We start from the raw sequence: 20,139 nt of genomic DNA on the forward strand, positions 1-20,139 counted from the left end.
TTTTTATTTTATTTCTCAGAATTTCAAATATATCTTTTAAAAAACCCTGGTATTCCATTCATATTTATCTCTCCTAAATAAATCGTAATACATATTATACCCAACAAATTTATAAGCTTTAATCTTATTTTTAACAAAACATTCATAATTTTAAATAGACATAACACTTCATGCTGTCAACTCCCCCTATATGGATAAATATGAATCATCTAATTTATTTGACATTTCAATGACTTATGACAGGAAAATATATACATTTAATTAAACCTAATGTATCTTTGGTTTGTAAGTCTTATTTAGTTGGCCAACTTTTAATACAATTTAATAATTAAAAATAAGGGGGATTTAAAAATGAATCAAGTATTAAGGAAAAGTAAGAAAAAAATGATGTATCTAGTCGGTTCACTTCTAATTTCTCTATCAATGTTTTCAACTACAAGTTTTGCAGCTACAGAAGGTGCTGTAAAAAGTGTTACAAATAGTAATTATACTGGAATTGCAGCTGATATAAACCTACCAAAATCAGTTGTTGTTAAGGATGGATATGTGAATTGGTATTTAGGTATTGGAGCATCTAAAGTTGAAGGTGGTATTTCAAAAACACCAAGTGGATATAAAGTATTTCTTAATTCAGGATATAATGAATCAGGTCAAAACAATAAGTATTGGAACACACAATATGATACATCAATTAAAGATGGTGATCGAGTAAACCTTAAAATAATTAATAACGGCAATGGTACGGTTACTATGTATGTAAATGGAATGCCTAGATATACAAATCAGCCTGTATATGGCTCATTTTCTCAATACGAACCAGTAAAAATGGTTCAGGGCGTTGAAGATACTGGACGTAATTCTTTTAGCCAAGCTAGCTTTTCAAACGTACTTCTAAGAGCAGATACATCTGGATCTATCTACAAGAGTTGGAACAGTTCTATTTCTTCCACATTTTCTAAACATGGTACTTATAGTAACAATTTCACAGTTTATTCTCAAGTACCATTAAGCGCAAGTTTACGCTAAGGTTGTTCTTGTATACGAAATTTTTTAAAAAAGGTAGCTGTACTTTTATACAGCTACCTTTTTCATACTTTAATTGCAAAAAGCGTGTCAAAAATAAAAAGATGAAATTGTAAGTATGTTCACTTCTCAATTCCATCTCTTCTAAGAAATTGTATATTACCAATTCTCTTGTTCCTCACTATTCTACCAAATTAATAGCAACACCTTATGTAGGTATAGATTTATACTATTCTACATTTAAATACATATAATATTACCTATACCTTGTTATTTTCATGTGAAACTAATTCACTATATATCTCTTTCTCTATATTTTTTAAGAGATTTTCCAACCTATTTTTTGTAGCTAGATTAAAATGTGGATTTAATTCTTTTATTATAAATTCAAGTATCTCAAAACTTATGTAATCTCCTAATTCAAGTGAATACTGATCACCCAAGAAAGTTTTTAATTTTTTAGAGATCTCCACTTTATCTTTTTTGGTAATATTTACCCCATCCGATAACAAACCTCTCTTAGATTAGTCTTAAATACTAATTCAAACCGTTTTTATAACATAATAAAAATATTTTGGAATTAATATAAGTCATATAATGAAATTTTTACAAATAAATAAAAAATATACATTATAATCATTAAACAATGTATTATGCATCATAAACATATATTGGCTCGTCATAAAGGCGTAAACATTTTGACCAATTTCCACATAACGTTTCCCATTCACCAGCAGGATATACTTCCGTACGCAATATATGAAGTGGTATACGTAAATTCAATAACCGACCACTAAGCGTCGTACGAGTAACTCCCGCTGGCATTAAAAACTTCGCTTCAATTACCTTTTTCAGTTCCATCAATGAGTATTCTGGATAACTCATCAATATTTCATTTGAATGAGGACAGACCTCAGTATCATTTGAATGACGGCGTACCGTATACTCATGTTGATATAAGCCGACAATACGATGCCATATCTCTAAATGGTTAAATAAATCGCTATTTAGATCCCTTGCATATAAAAATTGTTCTTGTTTATTTGCTTCTGTAATTTTTGCAAGCAAACGTTTATTAGCAATAATCTTATCTGACCAAATTATTGTAGGTTCTTTCTTTAAATTATTTACCCATTCCCCCATTGGTAATAAATGATTCCAAGCACGAATTTTTATTTTTTCATCAGGTACTACCTGTACAGCAACGCGTTTACAACCTAATGCCATCATAGCCTTCATACGATGGGCACCATCAAGTAACAGATAATTACCATCACTAAGCTCAGATACTAAGGGAGGATTCCGTAAAACACCTTCGCTTTCCATTACACGACAAATTTGTTCCAATCGTTTGTGTTCATATGATTCATGAAAGCGAATTTGCTTGGGATGTAAGAGATCTAAGGCCGAAATAATTTCACTCATAAAAACAGCTCCTCAAATAATTACATAAATTCTAAGCTTATCAAATAACTAATTTTCTATAATGATTAGTCGTGTTTACCGATATTTAGCAGCTATTAGACAATTATTTCAAACTGCGCTTTAATAATTTTACTAGTCTTCTAATAAAACACCAATTTCCTTTTCCCTAGCCCTTTGATAGTAATAAGCAGCAATGGCTACATCAAAAATGGCCATACCCATTGGATTAAATAATATTGCTTTGTCATAAGGGAAGTTTTGCAGTGCTCCTCGGATTACAACGTCAGCAATTGATACTGTATCTTCTTTTTGCAAACCTCTTTCAAGGTGCATCCTTTCAACATCAGTTTTTTCACGACAGACTTCTTCCCAATTATCAACAACTAGGGATTTTGTATATTCTAAGATATCAGGGTTAAAATCACGAAGAGAAACATTGAGTAGTAGCGCTCCATCTTTAGGTTTCTTATCAATATAACCTTCTGCAGAAACAGTACAAGTAATAAAAATATCAGCATCATTATAGGCTTCTTCATAAGCATTAACCTTTTGAGTTTTAGAATGAATTTCCTCAGGAATTAATTCGTCTTTAATTCCATTGATATCATATAGGTAAACACTTTCGATTTTATCGCCTAATAGGGCAGTTACCATCTTTAAATGCATCTGACCAATAGGTCCAAATCCAATAATTCCAACTTTAACATTATTTAAATCTCTTAACTTGGCAAACTCTCGAATCATTAACCCTGTAACAGAAGCTGTTCGTATTACACTGACCATTGCTGTATTAAGCGTCGCAAATGGTTTTCCAGTCATAGCATCATTTAATATAGTAACTGAATGGGCACGTTGAATACCTTTCTCAATATTCTTCGGAAAACTAGCTATCCATTTGATTCCTGAAACCTTAAATTCTCCTCCAATATAAGCTGGCATAGCAATAATTCTATTAGCCGAATCATCGAAACGTAAGTATGGCTTAATTGGCTGAGAAAAATCTTCTGAATCAAGACTTTTTACTGCCTTTGAAATGACATTTATTGTTTCTTCCCAATTAACACCCATTTCATTGATATGTTTAGTATTTAAATACATCATAATTGCTTCCTCATTTCTATATCATTTTTATAAAGAAACTAATTGGTCTTCTACTGATTTTTGTGTATTAAGCCATTCTACCCATTCTACGTTGTAAATAGTTGATGTGTAAGCTTGTCCATTATCAGGACACAAGAAAACAACATTAGGTGTATTTTGAACATCCTTATTTTCAAAATACTTTTGGATTGCATAATATGAAGTCCCTGATGATCCACCAGCAAATATTGCATGTTTATTAAATAGCTCATAACAACCTGCAACAGTATGAACCTCCGGTACAATCATTACATCATCAATCAATGCTTTTTTAACCATACCAGGCACCATACTGGCACCAATTCCTGGTATGTACCGTTTACGAGGCTTATCACCAAAAATAATGGACCCTTGACTATCTACCGCAATAATTTTAATATTAGGGAATTTTTCTTTTAATCGTGTAGATACCCCAGCGATAGTTCCTCCAGTACTCACTCCAATGAAGGCATAATCTAACTGTTTAAAATCATTAGATATTTCTCCACCAATTCCTTGATAATGGGCTTCAAAGTTATCAGCATTATTATATTGATTTGTCCAGTATGCATTAGGAATAGTATTTAAAAGTTCTTCCACCTTATTTAAACGCGTTAATAAATAGCCACCTGTTTCATCTCGTTCACCCACTTTAGCTACTTGATAGGAAGTTGCTCTCAAAAAATTCTCATAACTATCATTAATATTTGGATCAATAACTGGTATGAATTTCAGACCAATATACCTACAAAGAGTAGCAAGAGCAACCGCAAAGTTACCAGATGAAGATTCAATAATTGTAGAATTTTCAGTCACTTCACCGCGACTTATTGCTGATTCTAAAATATGGTGAGCAGCACGCACTTTAACACTATTCATTAAATTGTGATATTCTAGTTTTGCATACAGATTAATCTTTTCATGCTCTAATTTAATCATAGGTGTGTTGCCGATTACCCTTTCTAAACTCTCTAATTTCTTGAGCATAATTTGCTTCCTTTCTTGGTTAAAATCTAAAAAAATAATTAAAGATAAATAATTGTAAATGTTCTTTCGAATGTATTTCAAATAGAACTTATACCTGAAAGAAAATAAATACTAGATTCTTTAGTATCGATAAGCTAAGCACCATTCAAGTACTGCCATAGCACTATTTAGCTTGTTTTCGGCCTGGGTAAATACAATACTTTTCGGTCCATCAATAACTGTTGCTGCTACTTCTTCCCCCCGGTGTGCTGGGAGGTCATGCATGAAAGCAGCTTCCGGATATAAAGTCAAAATTCTCTCTGTCACTGCAAATGGATTAAATGCATCTTTCCATAAAGGATCTATTTTGCTTGTCCCTGTTGTTTGCCACCTTGTTGTATATACAACATCCACTTCACTAGGTAACATTTTTATATCATGACATTCAATAACTTTAGCACCAGATAATCGTGCATATTCTTTTGATTTTTCAAGCACACTTGGAGACACTCCATAACCAGCAGGTGTAAAAAGATATAACTCCGTACCTGGAAAACGAGATAAAGAAAGAGCTAGAGCTGCAGCACTGTTATTACCTTCTCCCATATATAAAACCCGTAATCCAGCTATTTCACCAAATTTTTGTTTCATTGTTGTTAAGTCTGTTAGCGCTTGTGTTGGATGTTCTTCCGTACTCATTGCATTAATGACTGCCATACGACTTTGAGATGCCATCTTTTCCATTTCCTTTTGACTATCTGCAGTTCTTGCTACTAGTGCATCCAGCATTCGCGAAAGTACTTGAGTAGTGTCTTCTATAGACTCCCCTGTATTTTCTTGCAAATCATTTGGACCATACGTTACAATTTGTGCACCCATCTTTAATGCTGCAACAGAAAATGCCGATCGAGTTCTAGTCGATGTTTTACGGAAGTAAATCCCAATTATATTTCCCGCTAATATTTGATTAGGTTGCGATTTACCTGTGGCAAACTCTACCCCACGAGTTACAATTTGGTTAATATCACTATCAGTAAGATCCTCAAGAGTAATTAAATGTTTTCGAATAGCCATTATTATATTACCTCCCTTTTGAATAATTGCATGTAACAAAAATGTATTTACATATGTATGTAAATACAAACTACTAAACAGCTAAGGTAAAAATAATAGATTGCAAATATAATTCATGTGGATCCATTACCACACTTTTCTATATTTGTTTTTAAACTAATGTATAGCAGTTGATATATAGCCTATATGAACTCGAATACTATTTTTACTCAGAAATACTTACACATAATTCTATTGTTAGTCTATAATCCTATTTTTTATGATATAGCTCTGCTGAATATATTACACACTACAACGCTAAAAATATACTTAAAATACTGAATTTTCAGCTTTCTCAATTCTTTTATCAATTTTCTGTCAATTTATACTATAATTTTCTTTTTTACACATTCTATACATAAAAATATTTTCTATAAAGATTTCATGCTTTCTATTTTTTTAACATCTTTATTACTATAATTGGAGATTTTCTTCATCTTTAAAATAATGCAACCAAGAATAAAAGCAAAAAATGAAAATATCCCAAAGGTAATATTTATAGTATTTAATGATAAGCTCCAACTAATTAGAAAGGAAACTAGAGCTCCTCCCAAACTTGCTGATGCAATAAATAAACTAGTCACTTCATCAATATTATTTTCCATAATACGGGAAGCTAAAATAAGTGTTATCGGAAAAATGCCAGCTATGACTAAACCAATAATGAAGATTACAGATAAATACATACCTGTACTACGAACAAAGGGGAATAGAAATAAGAGAATTACTAATGTGAAGCAACTAGATGAAATATATATCCAATAATTAAACTTATGAACAAGCTTACCTATAAAAATCCTTCCGATAACTATTGCTAGCCAGAAACAAGATATACTTATTGAACTAATTAATTCATTATTAGTAAGAATCATAATTGTAGATAAAAAATTTGCAAGATTGGTTTCTATACCTGCATATAAGAATGCAAAAAGTGATATAAATAATATAATTTTTACTTTTCCATTTTTAAAGCTAACAGTTAATGGGGATAGTGGTACTTCCTTTTCATTCTTTCGTGGAGAAAGATTATTAAATTTAGCACTCCCAAACAAGTACCAAACTAATAGTGTGAAAATAAGAAATAGCAAGATTCCATATAAAATGAAATACCATGTATAAAATTTTATAAAATAATTGACTAATAAAGGAAACCCAAGTGCTCCAATCCCAAACCATACTTCAAGAATGCTGAATTTAGCAGCACTATTCTTTTCTGCTGAAATAACAAAGGAACCCATAGTAGTTTCTAACAAACCCGCTCCATAACCCAATCCAAATGCAATTACTGCTAAATATGCCCATTCTTTAACAAATATAAAACCTCCTAAAACTACTAGCATTGCTAATATCCCAAATGTTAGAGTTTTAAAATAATAATACTTTTTTACTAAAACAGGCGAACTAAGAACACCAAATAAAAATCCAGTAAATTGAAAAAATATTAATATCCCTAGTTGATTAGGTGTTCTTTCATAATATTGTAGTAACGAAGGAATTAAACTGCCCATACAAACATGTATTACTCCTACAATAAAATAGAACAAGCACCCAAAATAAAATATTAACCGCACCTTTTATCAGCTCCAATTCAAAAGAAAAAGGGATTTGTGTTACAAATTATAAATCCCTCTTTTTACAATAAAACTAAATAGTTGTTACAGATAATTCTTTGTTACGTTTGTTTTTATTGAAGAATAAATCTAATATAATTTGTGAACGTAATCCATCTTCAAATGTTGCAAGTGATTTTTTAGAACCCCCTGCTGCATTAACCCAGCTTATAATTTCCTTTCTAAAAGAATCCGCCCATTCAAAAATCTCGTTTTCCGGATCAACTAATAACGGTAAAGGCAAAAAAATTTCTTGTTTTTCCAACCCATCAAAAGTTATATATTTATTAGGTTCTCTAGAAGAATACTTGTATTCTTTCTTAGTACCTATTACCTCAATACTAAAGCCACAATCTTCAGGGAATGAACTTTTAGACGTTGTAATATTAACAAATACTTTATTGGTTAATTGACCATAAACCTCTGCATAATCATCTACAAATACTTTTTGTTTTTCTTTAACATTTGTTTTAATTTTAGTTCGAACAGTATCCTCTCTAAAATCACTTTCAAATAAAAACCAAAGTAAATCTATTAAATGAATGCCTAAATCCCCCAATGCCCCACTAGTTTTATTACTTTGAATGTCATCCCGCCAAGTAAACAGAGTTCTTTGAATGAAAAGCGCTATTCTTTTTAAAATGTAGCCTTATAACTACTGCCTCTCCTAATTCCCCATTTTGAATTAAGCTCTTCAAAGCCTTAATATAGGACAAGTAACGATAGTTAAACCCCATTGCAGCAACTACATTAGTATCCTTTGCTATTTTCATCATATATTTTGCTTCTTCACAAGAAATTACCATCGGTTTTTCAACTAAAACATGTTTGTTTTTTAATAACGCTTGAACAGCTTGAGGCTTATGACAAAAATTAGGGGAAGATATTATTATCCCATCAACAACTTCAAGTAACTCTTCATAACTATTAAAAACTTCTCCATCATAATCTTTTACTAACTCTCGAGCATTCTCGTAATTAACATCATATACTCCAACTAATTTACAATTATCAATTGTTGATAATGCCCTAGAATGAGCTTTTGCAATACTACCTGCACCTATATTTCCAATATTCATTATATGAACATCCCCTTTAATTAATAATGTGCTTTAGAGTATTTAAAATTCCAATTGAGTATTCATCTTGAGCTAGCATTGCGTGTGTATGTTTAGCCTCTTCCGTTGCATTTTCTACTAAGTAACCATGTCTTACAGCTTGTAACATCCTTAAATCATTTCCACTATCTCCAAAAGCAATTGCATTTGCTTTATCTAGTTTGTACTTATCTAACATAAATTTCACAATTTCATCTTTACCTGTTCCAAGTGGAATAAAATCTACATCATAGCAATTTTCTGGATCACCAGCTAATGGATTACATTTGTTAATATTTACCCCCACTTTGTATAACTTCCCCATTTCTTCTATCTGTTCTAAATTTTTTGAATCAATAGCTTCATTTTGCTCTTCATAATAAAAATTAAATTTGTACTTAGAACTTCCTAATTGTGTCTGAGGTCTTAAAAAAATTTCATATTTTGTTTCAAGTGATTCGATAATTCTTTTAATTTTCGCAGAATCAAACCCTCCCTCTACTATTCTCTCTTCCCAAACTTGATCATCCATAGTAGTCCCATTACTATCAAAGTACGTTATTTCCGTACCTAATCCACTCGCCACAAAATGAGGGAAATATTTAATACCACCTTTTTTCATTTTCTCAACAATTGATTCTAAACTACTTCCAGTTACCCAACCAATGATCAAATCTCCTTTACTTGCGTGTTCATACAAGTATTTTTCTAATAATTCCAAATTACTTCTTCTAAAATTATCCATATTATGAGGATAATAAGTTTCATCAAAATCACAGAACACTATATATTTAGGATTTTTAACCTGTGGTAACCTTTCAAAAACTAAAGACTTTAAAACTTCATTACTTATTGACATTAATTAATCCCTCCAAAACAAAATTTTGTTCCTCTAACAACAAGTTTGGATGTAAAGGTAAAGGTAATATTTCCTTATGAACTTGCTCTGTGTTTAATAAAGTATCCTGTATATAATTTTTCTTTACCAGCTTAGTATTATGTTTATGAGATAATACTGGATAATAAATATCTGTTTCAATGTTATACAACTGGTACAATTTATTTTTCACCTCATCTCTTCTTCCATTTATAATTCTAATCGGAAAAAGATGCCAAACATTATCTTCTGTCATCCTAGGTAGCTTTATTAATTCTCTATCCTCTAATTCTTTTAAATTGCGTATATATCGTTGAGCCAAAGATACTCTCTTTAAATTGTTATACGATAGGAACTTAATTCTCTCTAAATCAATAGCTGCTTGAAGGTTATCAATTTTAGAATTAAAGCCAAAATCTAATACTTTTTTATTTTTTTATCAACTTCAAATCCATGATAACTATATTGATTACAACGAATTGCAAGATTTTCATTATTAGTAACTATTGCACCCGCCTTACCACATACACCAAAGTTTTTATATGGATTAAAACTCAGAATAATAATATCTCCATATTCTCCAAGGTTTGAGGAACCAATAGCCTGACATGCATCTTCAATAATTCTCAACTGATAAACATCTGCAATTTCACGAATTCTTTTCATATCACATTGTTTACCATACAAATGAACAGGTAAAATCCATATTGTTTTTTGGGTTATTGCTTCTTCTATTTTAAGTGGATCAATACAATAACTCTTGTGATCAATATCTACAAATACAGGTTTTGCTCCAATTGCTAACACTGCATTTTCAGTAGCAGCAAAACTATTAGCTGGAATAATCACTTCATCGCCTGGCTGAATACCAATAGATAACAAAGACACCATAAGTGCGTCTGTTCCACTACTTGTTGCAATTACAAACTTCTTGTTTAAATAGTCCCCAATTACTTCTTCTAATTTTTTAGAAAATGGTCCACTTGTGAATTGACCTGTCGGTAAAACCTCTTTTAAAGTTCCTATTATTCCGTCAATTTCACTTTGAGAAATCAGCCGATTAACTGGCATAAATTATATTTTCTGTATATTTTTTCTGCTATAATTGAAAATATCTTTTTCTATATCAATATCTATTTTCAATTTATTTTCTCTAAATAATTTCTCTTTCATTTTGTGATTCGGTAATACATTACTAATTTCAAATTCTTTCTCTTTCGTTTCTCCCTGCAGGCACTTTAATAAAGCTAAATTGTCTTTGCTATGGCCAGAAATTGTAGTAAGAGTTTTCACGTTAAATCACCTCTAAGAAATTATTTTGAAAATCATGAGTAGACTATATTTTATGTTATCGATTACATGTCAACATTTTTTTCGGAGGGATTCTTTATGGTAACAATTAATGAAATAGCTAAATTATGCAATGTTTCAAATGCTACTGTTTCAAGAGTTTTAAATAATCATCCTTATGTAAATCCAGAAAAACGCGAGAAAATAATACAAATAATGAAAGAATTAAACTATACTCCTAGTTCTATCGCTAGAAATCTTAGGGTGAATAAGACACAAACCATCGCTCTATCGATTCCAAATATAGATCATCCTTTTTTCGGAAAATTAGCTAGAGAAATTTCTAAAGAACTTCTAAAACACAATTACAAATCACTGATTTATCAGACTTTTTATGAAAAAAAAATAGAGCTTGAATTACTTTCATTACTAAAGAATAAAGCGGTAGATGGTGTAATTCTCGCATCCTTAGAAAATGATTGGGAAAATATAGAGCATTATTTAGCATATGGCCCAATATTACTTTGTAATGAATATGAGGAAAATGCACCTATTCCGATAATTTGCTATGATGAATTTGAAGCCGGATACAAAGCTGTAAAACATTTAATAAGTAAAGGACACAAAAAGATTGGCTTTTGTTTTGATTCCCTTAATAGTCAAGCACAATTAAAACGCAAACAAGGATATCTGCATGCATTAAAAGAACAACAATTATCTTACAAAAAAAGTTGGTTATTTGGAGATGCAATTACTATTAAAGATGGAATTCGAATCTTTGAGAGGTTAGATAAATTAAAAAATAGACCCACTGCGCTCTTTACTGGAAATGATCAAGTTGCTGCTGGAGTAATTAAAGGTGCTTCTTTAAAAGGATATACTATCCCTACTGACCTTGCCGTTTGCGGTTATGATAATCAATTAATTTGCACAGTTACAACTCCAACAATTAGTACAATTGATATTCCAATCGTTGAGCTAAGTAAACGAACTGTTAGTGAGATACTACTATATATAAATGAAAAGGAATCTATTAAGCGTAAAATTATCGAATATCCAGCAACCTTAATTATTCGTGAATCGACATAAGTAAATGAAAAGCGTCATTTCAAAATTAAATGACGCTTTTCTATAATACCCTAAAATTCCTGCGAATATTTTATGTAATTTTCTGATTTTATTTTCTAAAAAGTTCCTTCAACTATGGGAACACGAGCCATTTTAAACTAAGTAGAAGTCTTTATTTTCGATAAAATAATAACACAAATCAACAAAATCAATTTCAATTATTGATTCTGGAAAACTATCTAAAGAAGCACAACAAGAAAGCTTATAATCTTTACCAATAGTAAACTTTTTATAATAAACCTCATTAGATAGCATGTCACCATAAAATATTGTATTTTTATTAATAACAAAAGAGTTTAAAGGTATAGTTAGTCCTTTCCCTATCCATTTAACAAAGCTTTCTTTTATAGTCCATAATTCATAAAACACATCTAATTGTTGTTCTACATTTAATGAATTTAAATAATTAAATTCTTCCTCAGTAAATATATTTTTAATCATTGTAGTATCTATGGGCCGGACTTTTTCTACATCTATTCCTACTTCTTCCTCATGAATAGCTCCAACAACCCAACTTTCGGAATGTGATATATTAAAATGAAAATTATTTAACTCATCAACATAAGGCTTTCCGTACTCATTGTATTCATATTTAATATCTTTATTTTCTTTTGAGAAGTTTGTAGTAATTAAATATCTTATTAAAATGTCTCCAATTAAGGCGCTATATTGATCGGGCTTTCTTTTATATTTCTGTATTTTCATCTGCTTTTCTTTCGAGACCAAACGTATAAGCTTCTGCATAATATCATGTTCTATATTTCCTGGCACACGTACCTTATATATATTCATTATATCCTTACCACCTAATCCCTTATATAGATACAAAAAACTCACAATGAATAATTCCCATTTATTTTCTAACCTCTTTATGTTTATTATTGAATAGGCTCAAAGAAAAAAGCCTCATAATATGTTATACATGAATTTATGAGACTTTTAGAAAACTAATAGTGTACAATTTCAAATAATATTTCACTTATTTACATGTGCTAATAAGAGCATTTGTTTAAAATTCATTTTTATACTCTTTACCAATTCATGAATATGCGGTTTCTCTAACATACTCAGATGGGAACCTGGCACTTGCAAAGCGTATACTTCCCCTGATGTATATTCATTCCATCTGTTATAATCTACTAGTGGGTGAATGTCATTAATAGATGCATTAAATAGAAAGATATCTGCTTTTATTTTTTGTTTACAATTATATTTTAGGTATGCATATCTATTAGCTATCATTACTTTTAACTTATTCATCATTGGATCTTCAAAATTTTGCTGACAACTATTTTCATTCAATGTAAATTTTTTCAGTAAAGATTCTATTAATTGTTCTTCACTCATTTGCTCAAAACTATTTTTCTCAATCCCTAACTGATCATTGAATTTTTCCAATTCTTCAAATGCATTCTTAATATTTAAACTAAGAATCTCCTTACCTTGTTCAATAGGATGAACATCAAGTAAACCTAGAAAACTAACTTTATCACCTAGTTCTTCTAATTTTCTAGCCATTTCAAATGCAACTATTCCTCCAAAAGACCATCCTAATAAGGTATATGGCCCTTCCTTTTTTACTTGTTTAATCTCTTCTATATATCTTACCGCCATTTCCTCTACAGATAAGTTTGGAAATCTACTATCATCATATCCTATAGATTGTAACCCATATACAGTCTTATCCTCTCCTAATTCTCTAGCCAAATCATAATAGTTTAATATACCCCCGCCTTGCCCATGAACAATGAACCATTGACTATCCTTGTTTGTTCCATTTTGAATTGGAATTAAACACTCACTGTCTATTCCTTTATTCCTACTTATTACATCACTTAATTGTTCAATAGTAGCCTTTTGAAATAATAAACTTAATGGCAGCTGCACATTAAACATTCTCTTGATATTTTCGAATAACTTTAATCCCTTAAGAGAATGACCACCTAATTCAAAGAAATTATCATTTATACCAATATTATTTACGCCTAATATACTACTCCAAATATCAATTAAACTACTATCTATTTCATTTCTTGGTGGTACATAATTACTATTGCTCATTGTATTTAGCTTCGGTAACTTGCTTCTATCTATTTTCCCATTTTGTGTTAATGGTATATTGTGAATTGGTATGAGTTGTTGAGGTATCATATAATGTGGTAACTTTGTTGCCAAATATGCTCTTACCTCTGGAATACTAATATCTTTTTCGGTAACTACGTATGCACATAAATACTTTTCTCCAGCTTCATCTTCTTGATCTATTACTACGGCCGTTTTGATTGTCTCATATTTTAACAAACTCGCTTCTATCTCACCTAGTTCTATTCGATAGCCCCTTATTTTCACTTGATGATCCACTCGGCCCAAGTATTCAATGTTACCATCAGGTAGCCACCTTGCTATATCTCCTGTTTTATATAGTTTCTCACCAGGTTCAAATGGATGATCAATAAATTTATCTGCTGTTAATTCTTTTCGATTGATGTATCCTCTAGCTAACCCTATGCCAGAAATACATATTTCTCCTGGAACACCTATAGGTTGTATCCTGTGAAATGAATCCAATATATAAATTTTAGTATTTAACAATGGCGAACCTATCGGTACGTTTTGTGTTGTAATTTCTTTATCACTCTCATATCGATAAGTTGTACAACAGACTGTAGCCTCTGTAGGTCCGTATCCATTTAATATTTGGAGGTTTCCCCTAAATAGATGATCGTATTTTGCGAGTAATTCTGTTTTAATTGGTTCTACTCCTACAAGTAGCTTATTTAACAATATCTTCTGGTTATCTCTAACAAAATAATCATATATTTCATTTAATAAAGTAGGTGGAATATATGATAATGTAACCTGTTCTTCAAGAATGACTTGTACAAGTTTTGATACATCAAACTTCTCACCTTGATAAATAGTCATTCTTGCGCCATATATCAATGGGACAAATATCTCAAAAATAGTAACATCAAAAGAAATACTACTTGAGAATAGAACGTTATCAGTTATCCCTATATCTTGAGAGAAATCTTCATACATTGCACATAAAAAATTAGTCAAGGATCGATGTTCAATCATTACTCCTTTAGGTTGTCCTGTAGAACCTGATGTATAAATAACATACGCTAAGTTGTGAGGTTCTATCATCATTTGCATGTCTTCTCCTGGTTCTTCTTCAAAAGACATATCCATTAGATCTATTACATTACCTTGGAATTCTATTTCCTTTATAATAGAGTTTTGATGTACTAATACATGTGAACACCCACTGTCTGTCAGCATATATTCCACTCTTTGTTTTGGTAAGTCGGTATCAATTGGTAAATACGCCCCACCTGCTTTTAAGACACCTAATATACCTATAACCATCTCGATGGAGCGTTCCATCATCACACCAACAATGGATTCTCTTTTAACTCCTTGGTCTAATAACCTTCTCGCCAACTGATTAGCTTTTATATTTAATTCATTATATGTAATTCCTTTTTTATTACATACAACGGCTATTTGATTAGGGTTCCGTTTTACTTGTTCTTCAAACATTTTATGCACTAATAAATGATTAGAATTTGAATTCTCTTTTTTGTTAAATTCATTCATAATACAATGTTCTTCTTCTATAGATAACATATTAATATTACGCAATCGTACTCTAGGGTTATTAGTTACTTCCTCAACTATATTTGTAAAATGTACCATTAACCTTTCTATTGTCTCCGCTTTAAATAACTTAGTACTATATTCTACTTTTAAATGAATGTTATTATCTATTTCCGTTGCTACTAATGACAAATCAAATTTTGAAACTGACTGCTTAAACGGATACGGTGTAAATTCTAATTCACCAATAGATATTGGATTCATATCCATGTTTTGAAAAACAAACATGGTATCAAATAATGGATTTCTACTTGTATCCCTATGCAAGTCTAAACCTTCTAATAGTTCTTCAAAAGGATAGTCTTGATTTTCATAAGCTTCTAATGTATTGAGTTTTAATCTACTCAAAAACTCAATAAACTCATCGTCATTTTCTAGATAATTTCTCATTACCAAAGTATTAATAAACATACCAATCATATGATTAGTATCAGAATGAGACCTTCCAGCAATAGGCGAACCTACAATAATGTCTTCTTGACCTGTGTATCTAGATAAAAGTATGTTATAAATGGCCAATAAAATCATATATGGCGTGGTACCAGTTTCAGTTGCTAGCTTATTTACTTTAAAAGTTAAATCTGTTCCCAAATTAAAAGAACAAACATTACCTTTAAAGCTTTGTATAGTCGGTCTTTGAAAATCGGTTGGAAAATTTAAAACCGGGAGTTCTCCTTTTAAAGTTGTTAACCAATAATTCTTTTGTTCACTAATTAGATTCTTATAGTAAGTTCCATTTTGCCACATCACATAGTCTTTGTACTGCACTCTCAATTTTGGAAGTTCATTTCCTTTATACAATTCTACAAACTCTTTTATTAATATCCCCATTGATAAACCATCAGAGATTATATGATGCATATCTACTACAAGGATATGTCTTTCTTCTGCTATCCTTAAAAGCAACACCCTTAATAATGGAGCTTTTGATAAATCAAATGGACTTATAAACTCATGTATTAAATAATCCGCATCTTTTTCATTTACATGAACGTATTTAATATTGAATTCTACATTAGGCTCAATTTTCTGCACTAATTCTCCATCTAAAATTTGAAAAGAAGTTCTTAATATTTCATGTCTTTGCATTAAAGATTGAAATATATTTTCAAACTTATCTTTACAAATATCCCCTTCTACTTTAAGTATTGTGGGCATATTATAAGTTGTATTTGTACCATCTTCGAATTGATCTACTATAAACATTCTCTTTTGTGACGTAGAAGCTAAATAATAATCTTGTTGTTTTATAGGTTCTATGGAAATATAATTACTTTTTTCCATTTCTAATATACATTTTGAAAAATCAATCAAAACAGGAAATTTAAATAGGGTTTTAATAGATAATTGCACATCAAATTCTTTATTAACAATAGAAATTAACTTAGCAGCCTTTAATGAATGACCACCTATCTCAAAAAAGTTATCCTGTATTCCTACCCTTTGAATTCCTAAAACATCTTTCCAAATCTCAACTAATTTTCTTTCTGTAGAATTTGTCGGCTCTATATGACTAGATTTTAAATTATAAATAGGTTGAGGTAATTTTTTTCTATCTATTTTTCCGTTTTGTGTTAACGGTATGTTTTGAATGGGTATGATCTGTTGAGGTATCATATAATATGGTAACTTTGTTGCTAAATATGCTTTTACCTCTGGAATAGAAATATCTTTTTCGGTAACTATATACGCACATAAATACTTTTCTCCACTTTCATCTTCTCGCTGTATTACTACGGCGGTTTTGATTGTCTCATATTTTAACAAACTTGCTTCTATTTCACCTAGTTCTATTCGATATCCCCTTATTTTCACTTGATGATCAACTCGTCCCAAGTATTCTATGTTACCATCAGGTAGCCATCTCGCTATATCTCCTGTTTTATATAGTTTTTCACCAAGTTCAAATGGATGATCAATAAATTTATCTGCTGTTAATTCTTTTCGATTGATGTATCCCCTAGCTAACCCTATGCCGGAAATACATATTTCTCCTGGAACACCTATAGGTTGTAGCCTGTGAAATGAATCCAATATATAAATTTTAGTATTTAACAATGGCGAACCTATTGGTACGTTTTGTGTTGTAATTTCTTTATCCCTCTCATATTGATAAGATGTACAACAGACTGTAGCCTCTGTAGGTCCGTATAAATTTAATATTTGGAGGTTCCCCCTAAATAGATGATCGTATTTTGCGAGTAATTCTGTTTTAATTGGTTCTACTCCCACGAAAAGTTTATTTAACGATATCTTCTGATTCCCCCTTACAAAATAATCATATATTTCATTTAATAAGGTAGGTGGAACATATGCTAACGTGACCTGTTCCTCAAGAATGACTTGTACAAGTTTTGGTACATCAAACTTCTCACCTTGATAAATAGTCATTCTTGCTCCATATACCAATGGGACAAATATTTCAAATATAGTAACATCAAAAGAAATACTACTTGAGAATAGAACATTATCAGTTATCCCTATATTTTGAGAGAAGTCCTCATACATTGCACACAAAAAATTAGTTAAGGAACGATGTTCAATCATTACCCCTTTGGGCTGGCCTGTAGAACCTGATGTATAAATAACATATGCCAAATTTTGAGGTTCCATCGTTATCTGCAAATCTTCTACTTGTTCTTCTTCAAAAGGAATATCCATTAGATTTATTACACTACCTTGGAATGCTACTCCCTTTATAATAGAGTTTTGATATGTTAGTACATGTGAACACCCGCTGTCTGTCAGCATATATTCCACTCTTTGTTTTGGTAAATCGGTATCAATCGGTAAATACGCTCCACCTGCTTTTAAGATACCTAATATGCCTACAATCATCTCAATAGAGCGTTCCATCATCACACCAACAATGGATTCTCTTTTAACTCCTTGGTCTAATAACCTCCTCGCCAACTGATTAGCTTTTATATTTAATTTCTTATATGTAATTTCTTTTCCATTACATACAATCGCTATTTGATTAGGATTCTGTTTTACCTGCTCTTCAAATAATTGAGGAGCTGTTACAGTCTCACAAAGTAATGTTTTATGAACTCTAGTCGTATGATTGAAATCATATAATATTTGATTCTTTTCTGTTTTAGACATTACATCTATATCCATTGCAGATTTATTTGGATCTTTCATTAATATATCTAAAATATTATATAAATGATTAACTATTCTACTAACTAATCCTTCACTATATAAAGTAGAATTGTAATCCACTTGAACCTTTAACTGATCTTCATTTTTCATAAACCTAATAACCATATCAGAGTTTATTTTATCTGTACTCTCATAACAATGAATATCATCTAACATTACTATTGTATTTAATACGGGAAGATTATTACTCTCTCCATCTAGACTTAATAATTGAGTAAGTTTATTAAAAGGAAAATGACAATGTTCATTTGACTCTAAAATTGTTTCTTTAATTTTATATATTATTTCTTTGAAATTATCTTCTTGATTTATTTGAGTACGTAATAATAAAAAGTTGTTTTGAAAAACCGTCTCTTCTTGACCTTGCTTAAAAACTGGCATTCCAATTACTACATCATCCCTATCGGTATATCTACTTAAGAGATATTTCACACCTGATAATAAAATAGTGTACAGTAACATATCAGAATTATTGCTAATTGCTACAGCTCTCTTCGCAATATCCGATGGGAATTGACAATAATAACTTTCTTTAGAAGCCTGAATATTACTTAAAGACAGACAATCACAAGGAAATCTACTTAACTCAACATCACCTGATAACTTGTCTAACCAATATTCTTTTTCTTTTTTAAATTTTTCACTAGATAATAAAACCTGCTGGGTAAATTTATCAAGCATTTTTTCTTCCCACCATTCTCTATGATATTGATACTAAATACTACATATTTAGTGGTTATGTTCCCCATAGACCCATCCGTTTTATCATGAGGGGGCACAATCATACTCGTCATTGGGAGTTTTCTTCCTCGGTAATAAAACTCCCAATGACGACCAATTGGATTGCTACTTTAGCGATAGAAGTTTCAACATAAAGCATAGAAATGCACTTTCCTCTTACTCAGATACATCCCCTTAATTTTTTTACTTCACAGATTTTACCTTATCTAATATTTTCATAATTAACTCGCCGACGATGTCAACTTGATGTAGTAAAAACATATGACCACCATTAACTGTTAGAAAATGAACCTCATTGCCCCATCCTACCCACTTCTTAGCCCCTTTTACTGTATAATTGGAGTCTGTTGTTCCACTAATAATGTACAGAGGCGCTTTCAACAATGTTGTGTCATCATTTATATAATTCTCAATGGCACGAAAGTCTGATCGAATAACTGGAAGGATATAGTTTAAAAGCTCCTGATGTTGTAATACTTCATCCGGTAATCCTCCCAAAGACTTTATATAATCTATAAAGTCTTTATCATCTAAATGATTTGTTTTTCTTCTTATTTCCGGTGGATTCATAGCAGAGATAATAACATTTTTAGGATTTATGCCCTTACTTTCTAAAATTTGAGCCATACGGTGAACTATAATTCCTCCCATGCTATGGCCAAATAATGTAACCTCTCCCTCTAAAATTGGTTGCATCTCCATTAAATATAAATTAACAAGATCATCTATGTTATCAACTAGTGGAGAAAGATTAGGACCATGGCCTGGAGGATCAAATGAAATAAGTTTTATATCTTTCGGTAAATAATTCTTTAAAGGTAAAAAAGAATTCGAATAGCCCCCAGCATAAGGAACACAAACCAAATATTTGTTACTATTCAATCCTGGCGATAAATCTTTCATTAATTTTCTCAAGTGA

At 30.9% G+C, this 20,139-nt stretch carries 12 protein-coding genes and 2 pseudogenes; 2 read left to right on the plus strand and 12 right to left on the minus strand.

What is annotated here, in order from left to right:
- Positions 1-351 precede the first annotated feature (351 nt).
- The gene (locus ACTFRH_RS21475; RefSeq protein ID WP_001077591.1) at positions 352-1,026 is read left to right on the plus strand and encodes a hypothetical protein; all 675 of its coding nucleotides are present in this window, start codon (positions 352-354) and stop codon (positions 1,024-1,026) included.
- 257 nt (positions 1,027-1,283) lie between these two features.
- Here the strand turns inward: ACTFRH_RS21475 and ACTFRH_RS21480 are convergent, their stop codons facing one another.
- The 9 genes and pseudogenes from ACTFRH_RS21480 to ACTFRH_RS21520 form a co-directional block, all read right to left on the minus strand.
- Positions 1,284-1,535 (minus strand): DUF2164 family protein, encoded by a 252-nt coding sequence (locus ACTFRH_RS21480; protein WP_000947507.1) that lies wholly within the window; start codon positions 1,533-1,535, stop codon positions 1,284-1,286.
- A gap of 139 nt (positions 1,536-1,674) precedes the next feature.
- A complete protein-coding gene (locus ACTFRH_RS21485) occupies positions 1,675-2,448 on the minus strand; it encodes a ParB N-terminal domain-containing protein (protein WP_001289602.1) in 774 nt (257 codons plus the stop codon).
- A 132-nt stretch (positions 2,449-2,580) separates the two neighbouring features.
- Positions 2,581-3,549, minus strand: a complete 969-nt coding sequence (gene sbnB, locus ACTFRH_RS21490) for a 2,3-diaminopropionate biosynthesis protein SbnB (protein WP_033703050.1) — start codon at positions 3,547-3,549, stop codon at positions 2,581-2,583.
- A 27-nt stretch (positions 3,550-3,576) separates the two neighbouring features.
- Complete coding sequence (gene sbnA, locus ACTFRH_RS21495) at positions 3,577-4,554, minus strand: 2,3-diaminopropionate biosynthesis protein SbnA (protein ID WP_000914205.1); 978 nt, start codon at positions 4,552-4,554, stop codon at positions 3,577-3,579.
- Positions 4,555-4,674: 120 nt separating this feature from the next.
- Positions 4,675-5,607, minus strand: coding sequence for an ornithine carbamoyltransferase (locus tag ACTFRH_RS21500; RefSeq protein WP_001007709.1), 933 nt, complete (start codon positions 5,605-5,607; stop codon positions 4,675-4,677).
- A 410-nt stretch (positions 5,608-6,017) separates the two neighbouring features.
- A complete protein-coding gene (locus ACTFRH_RS21505) occupies positions 6,018-7,217 on the minus strand; it encodes an MFS transporter (protein ID WP_002164344.1) in 1,200 nt (399 codons plus the stop codon).
- Between the two features lie 73 nt (positions 7,218-7,290).
- Positions 7,291-8,335: pseudogene (locus ACTFRH_RS21510) on the minus strand (Gfo/Idh/MocA family protein).
- Between the two features lie 16 nt (positions 8,336-8,351).
- Positions 8,352-9,212, minus strand: a complete 861-nt coding sequence (locus ACTFRH_RS21515; RefSeq protein WP_000028131.1) for an HAD-IIB family hydrolase — start codon at positions 9,210-9,212, stop codon at positions 8,352-8,354.
- Positions 9,199-10,523: pseudogene (locus tag ACTFRH_RS21520) on the minus strand (DegT/DnrJ/EryC1/StrS aminotransferase family protein). Before ACTFRH_RS21520 ends, ACTFRH_RS21515 begins: the two are co-directional and overlap by 14 nt.
- Before the next feature lie 96 nt (positions 10,524-10,619).
- On the opposite strand from ACTFRH_RS21520, the gene ACTFRH_RS21525 reads away from it, so the two are divergent.
- Positions 10,620-11,609: a LacI family DNA-binding transcriptional regulator gene (locus ACTFRH_RS21525; RefSeq protein WP_000256369.1), complete on the plus strand. Its 990-nt coding sequence runs from the start codon at positions 10,620-10,622 to the stop codon at positions 11,607-11,609.
- A 132-nt stretch (positions 11,610-11,741) separates the two neighbouring features.
- On the opposite strand, the gene ACTFRH_RS21530 is transcribed toward ACTFRH_RS21525, so the two are convergent.
- The 3 genes from ACTFRH_RS21530 to ACTFRH_RS21540 all read right to left on the minus strand — a co-directional run bounded on the left by ACTFRH_RS21530 (position 11,742) and on the right by ACTFRH_RS21540 (position 20,135).
- Positions 11,742-12,440: a 4'-phosphopantetheinyl transferase family protein gene (locus ACTFRH_RS21530; RefSeq protein ID WP_001028930.1), complete on the minus strand. Its 699-nt coding sequence runs from the start codon at positions 12,438-12,440 to the stop codon at positions 11,742-11,744.
- A 183-nt stretch (positions 12,441-12,623) separates the two neighbouring features.
- The gene (locus ACTFRH_RS21535) at positions 12,624-19,160 is read right to left on the minus strand and encodes an amino acid adenylation domain-containing protein (protein ID WP_000884579.1); all 6,537 of its coding nucleotides are present in this window, start codon (positions 19,158-19,160) and stop codon (positions 12,624-12,626) included.
- A 243-nt stretch (positions 19,161-19,403) separates the two neighbouring features.
- Positions 19,404-20,135 (minus strand): thioesterase II family protein, encoded by a 732-nt coding sequence (locus tag ACTFRH_RS21540; protein WP_001228850.1) that lies wholly within the window; start codon positions 20,133-20,135, stop codon positions 19,404-19,406.
- Positions 20,136-20,139: the final 4 nt, after the last annotated feature.

It is taken from the genome of Bacillus cereus group sp. MYBK216-1 (genome assembly GCF_051916495.1).
In the GTDB taxonomy this organism is placed as follows: domain Bacteria; phylum Bacillota; class Bacilli; order Bacillales; family Bacillaceae_G; genus Bacillus_A; species Bacillus_A thuringiensis_K.

What these genes read in the sequence shown, in the direction of transcription:
- ACTFRH_RS21525 (WP_000256369.1), top strand. Translation starts at nt 10,620, where the DNA reads ATGGTAACAATTAATGAAATAGCTAAATTATGCAATGTTTCAAATGCT.
- sbnB (WP_033703050.1), bottom strand. Translation starts at nt 3,549, where the DNA reads ATGATGTATTTAAATACTAAACATATCAATGAAATGGGTGTTAATTGG.
- ACTFRH_RS21535 (WP_000884579.1), bottom strand. Translation starts at nt 19,160, where the DNA reads ATGCTTGATAAATTTACCCAGCAGGTTTTATTATCTAGTGAAAAATTT.
- ACTFRH_RS21530 (WP_001028930.1), bottom strand. Translation starts at nt 12,440, where the DNA reads ATGAATATATATAAGGTACGTGTGCCAGGAAATATAGAACATGATATT.
- sbnA (WP_000914205.1), bottom strand. Translation starts at nt 4,554, where the DNA reads ATGCTCAAGAAATTAGAGAGTTTAGAAAGGGTAATCGGCAACACACCT.
- ACTFRH_RS21500 (WP_001007709.1), bottom strand. Translation starts at nt 5,607, where the DNA reads ATGGCTATTCGAAAACATTTAATTACTCTTGAGGATCTTACTGATAGT.
- ACTFRH_RS21475 (WP_001077591.1), top strand. Translation starts at nt 352, where the DNA reads ATGAATCAAGTATTAAGGAAAAGTAAGAAAAAAATGATGTATCTAGTC.
- ACTFRH_RS21515 (WP_000028131.1), bottom strand. Translation starts at nt 9,212, where the DNA reads ATGTCAATAAGTAATGAAGTTTTAAAGTCTTTAGTTTTTGAAAGGTTA.
- ACTFRH_RS21485 (WP_001289602.1), bottom strand. Translation starts at nt 2,448, where the DNA reads ATGAGTGAAATTATTTCGGCCTTAGATCTCTTACATCCCAAGCAAATT.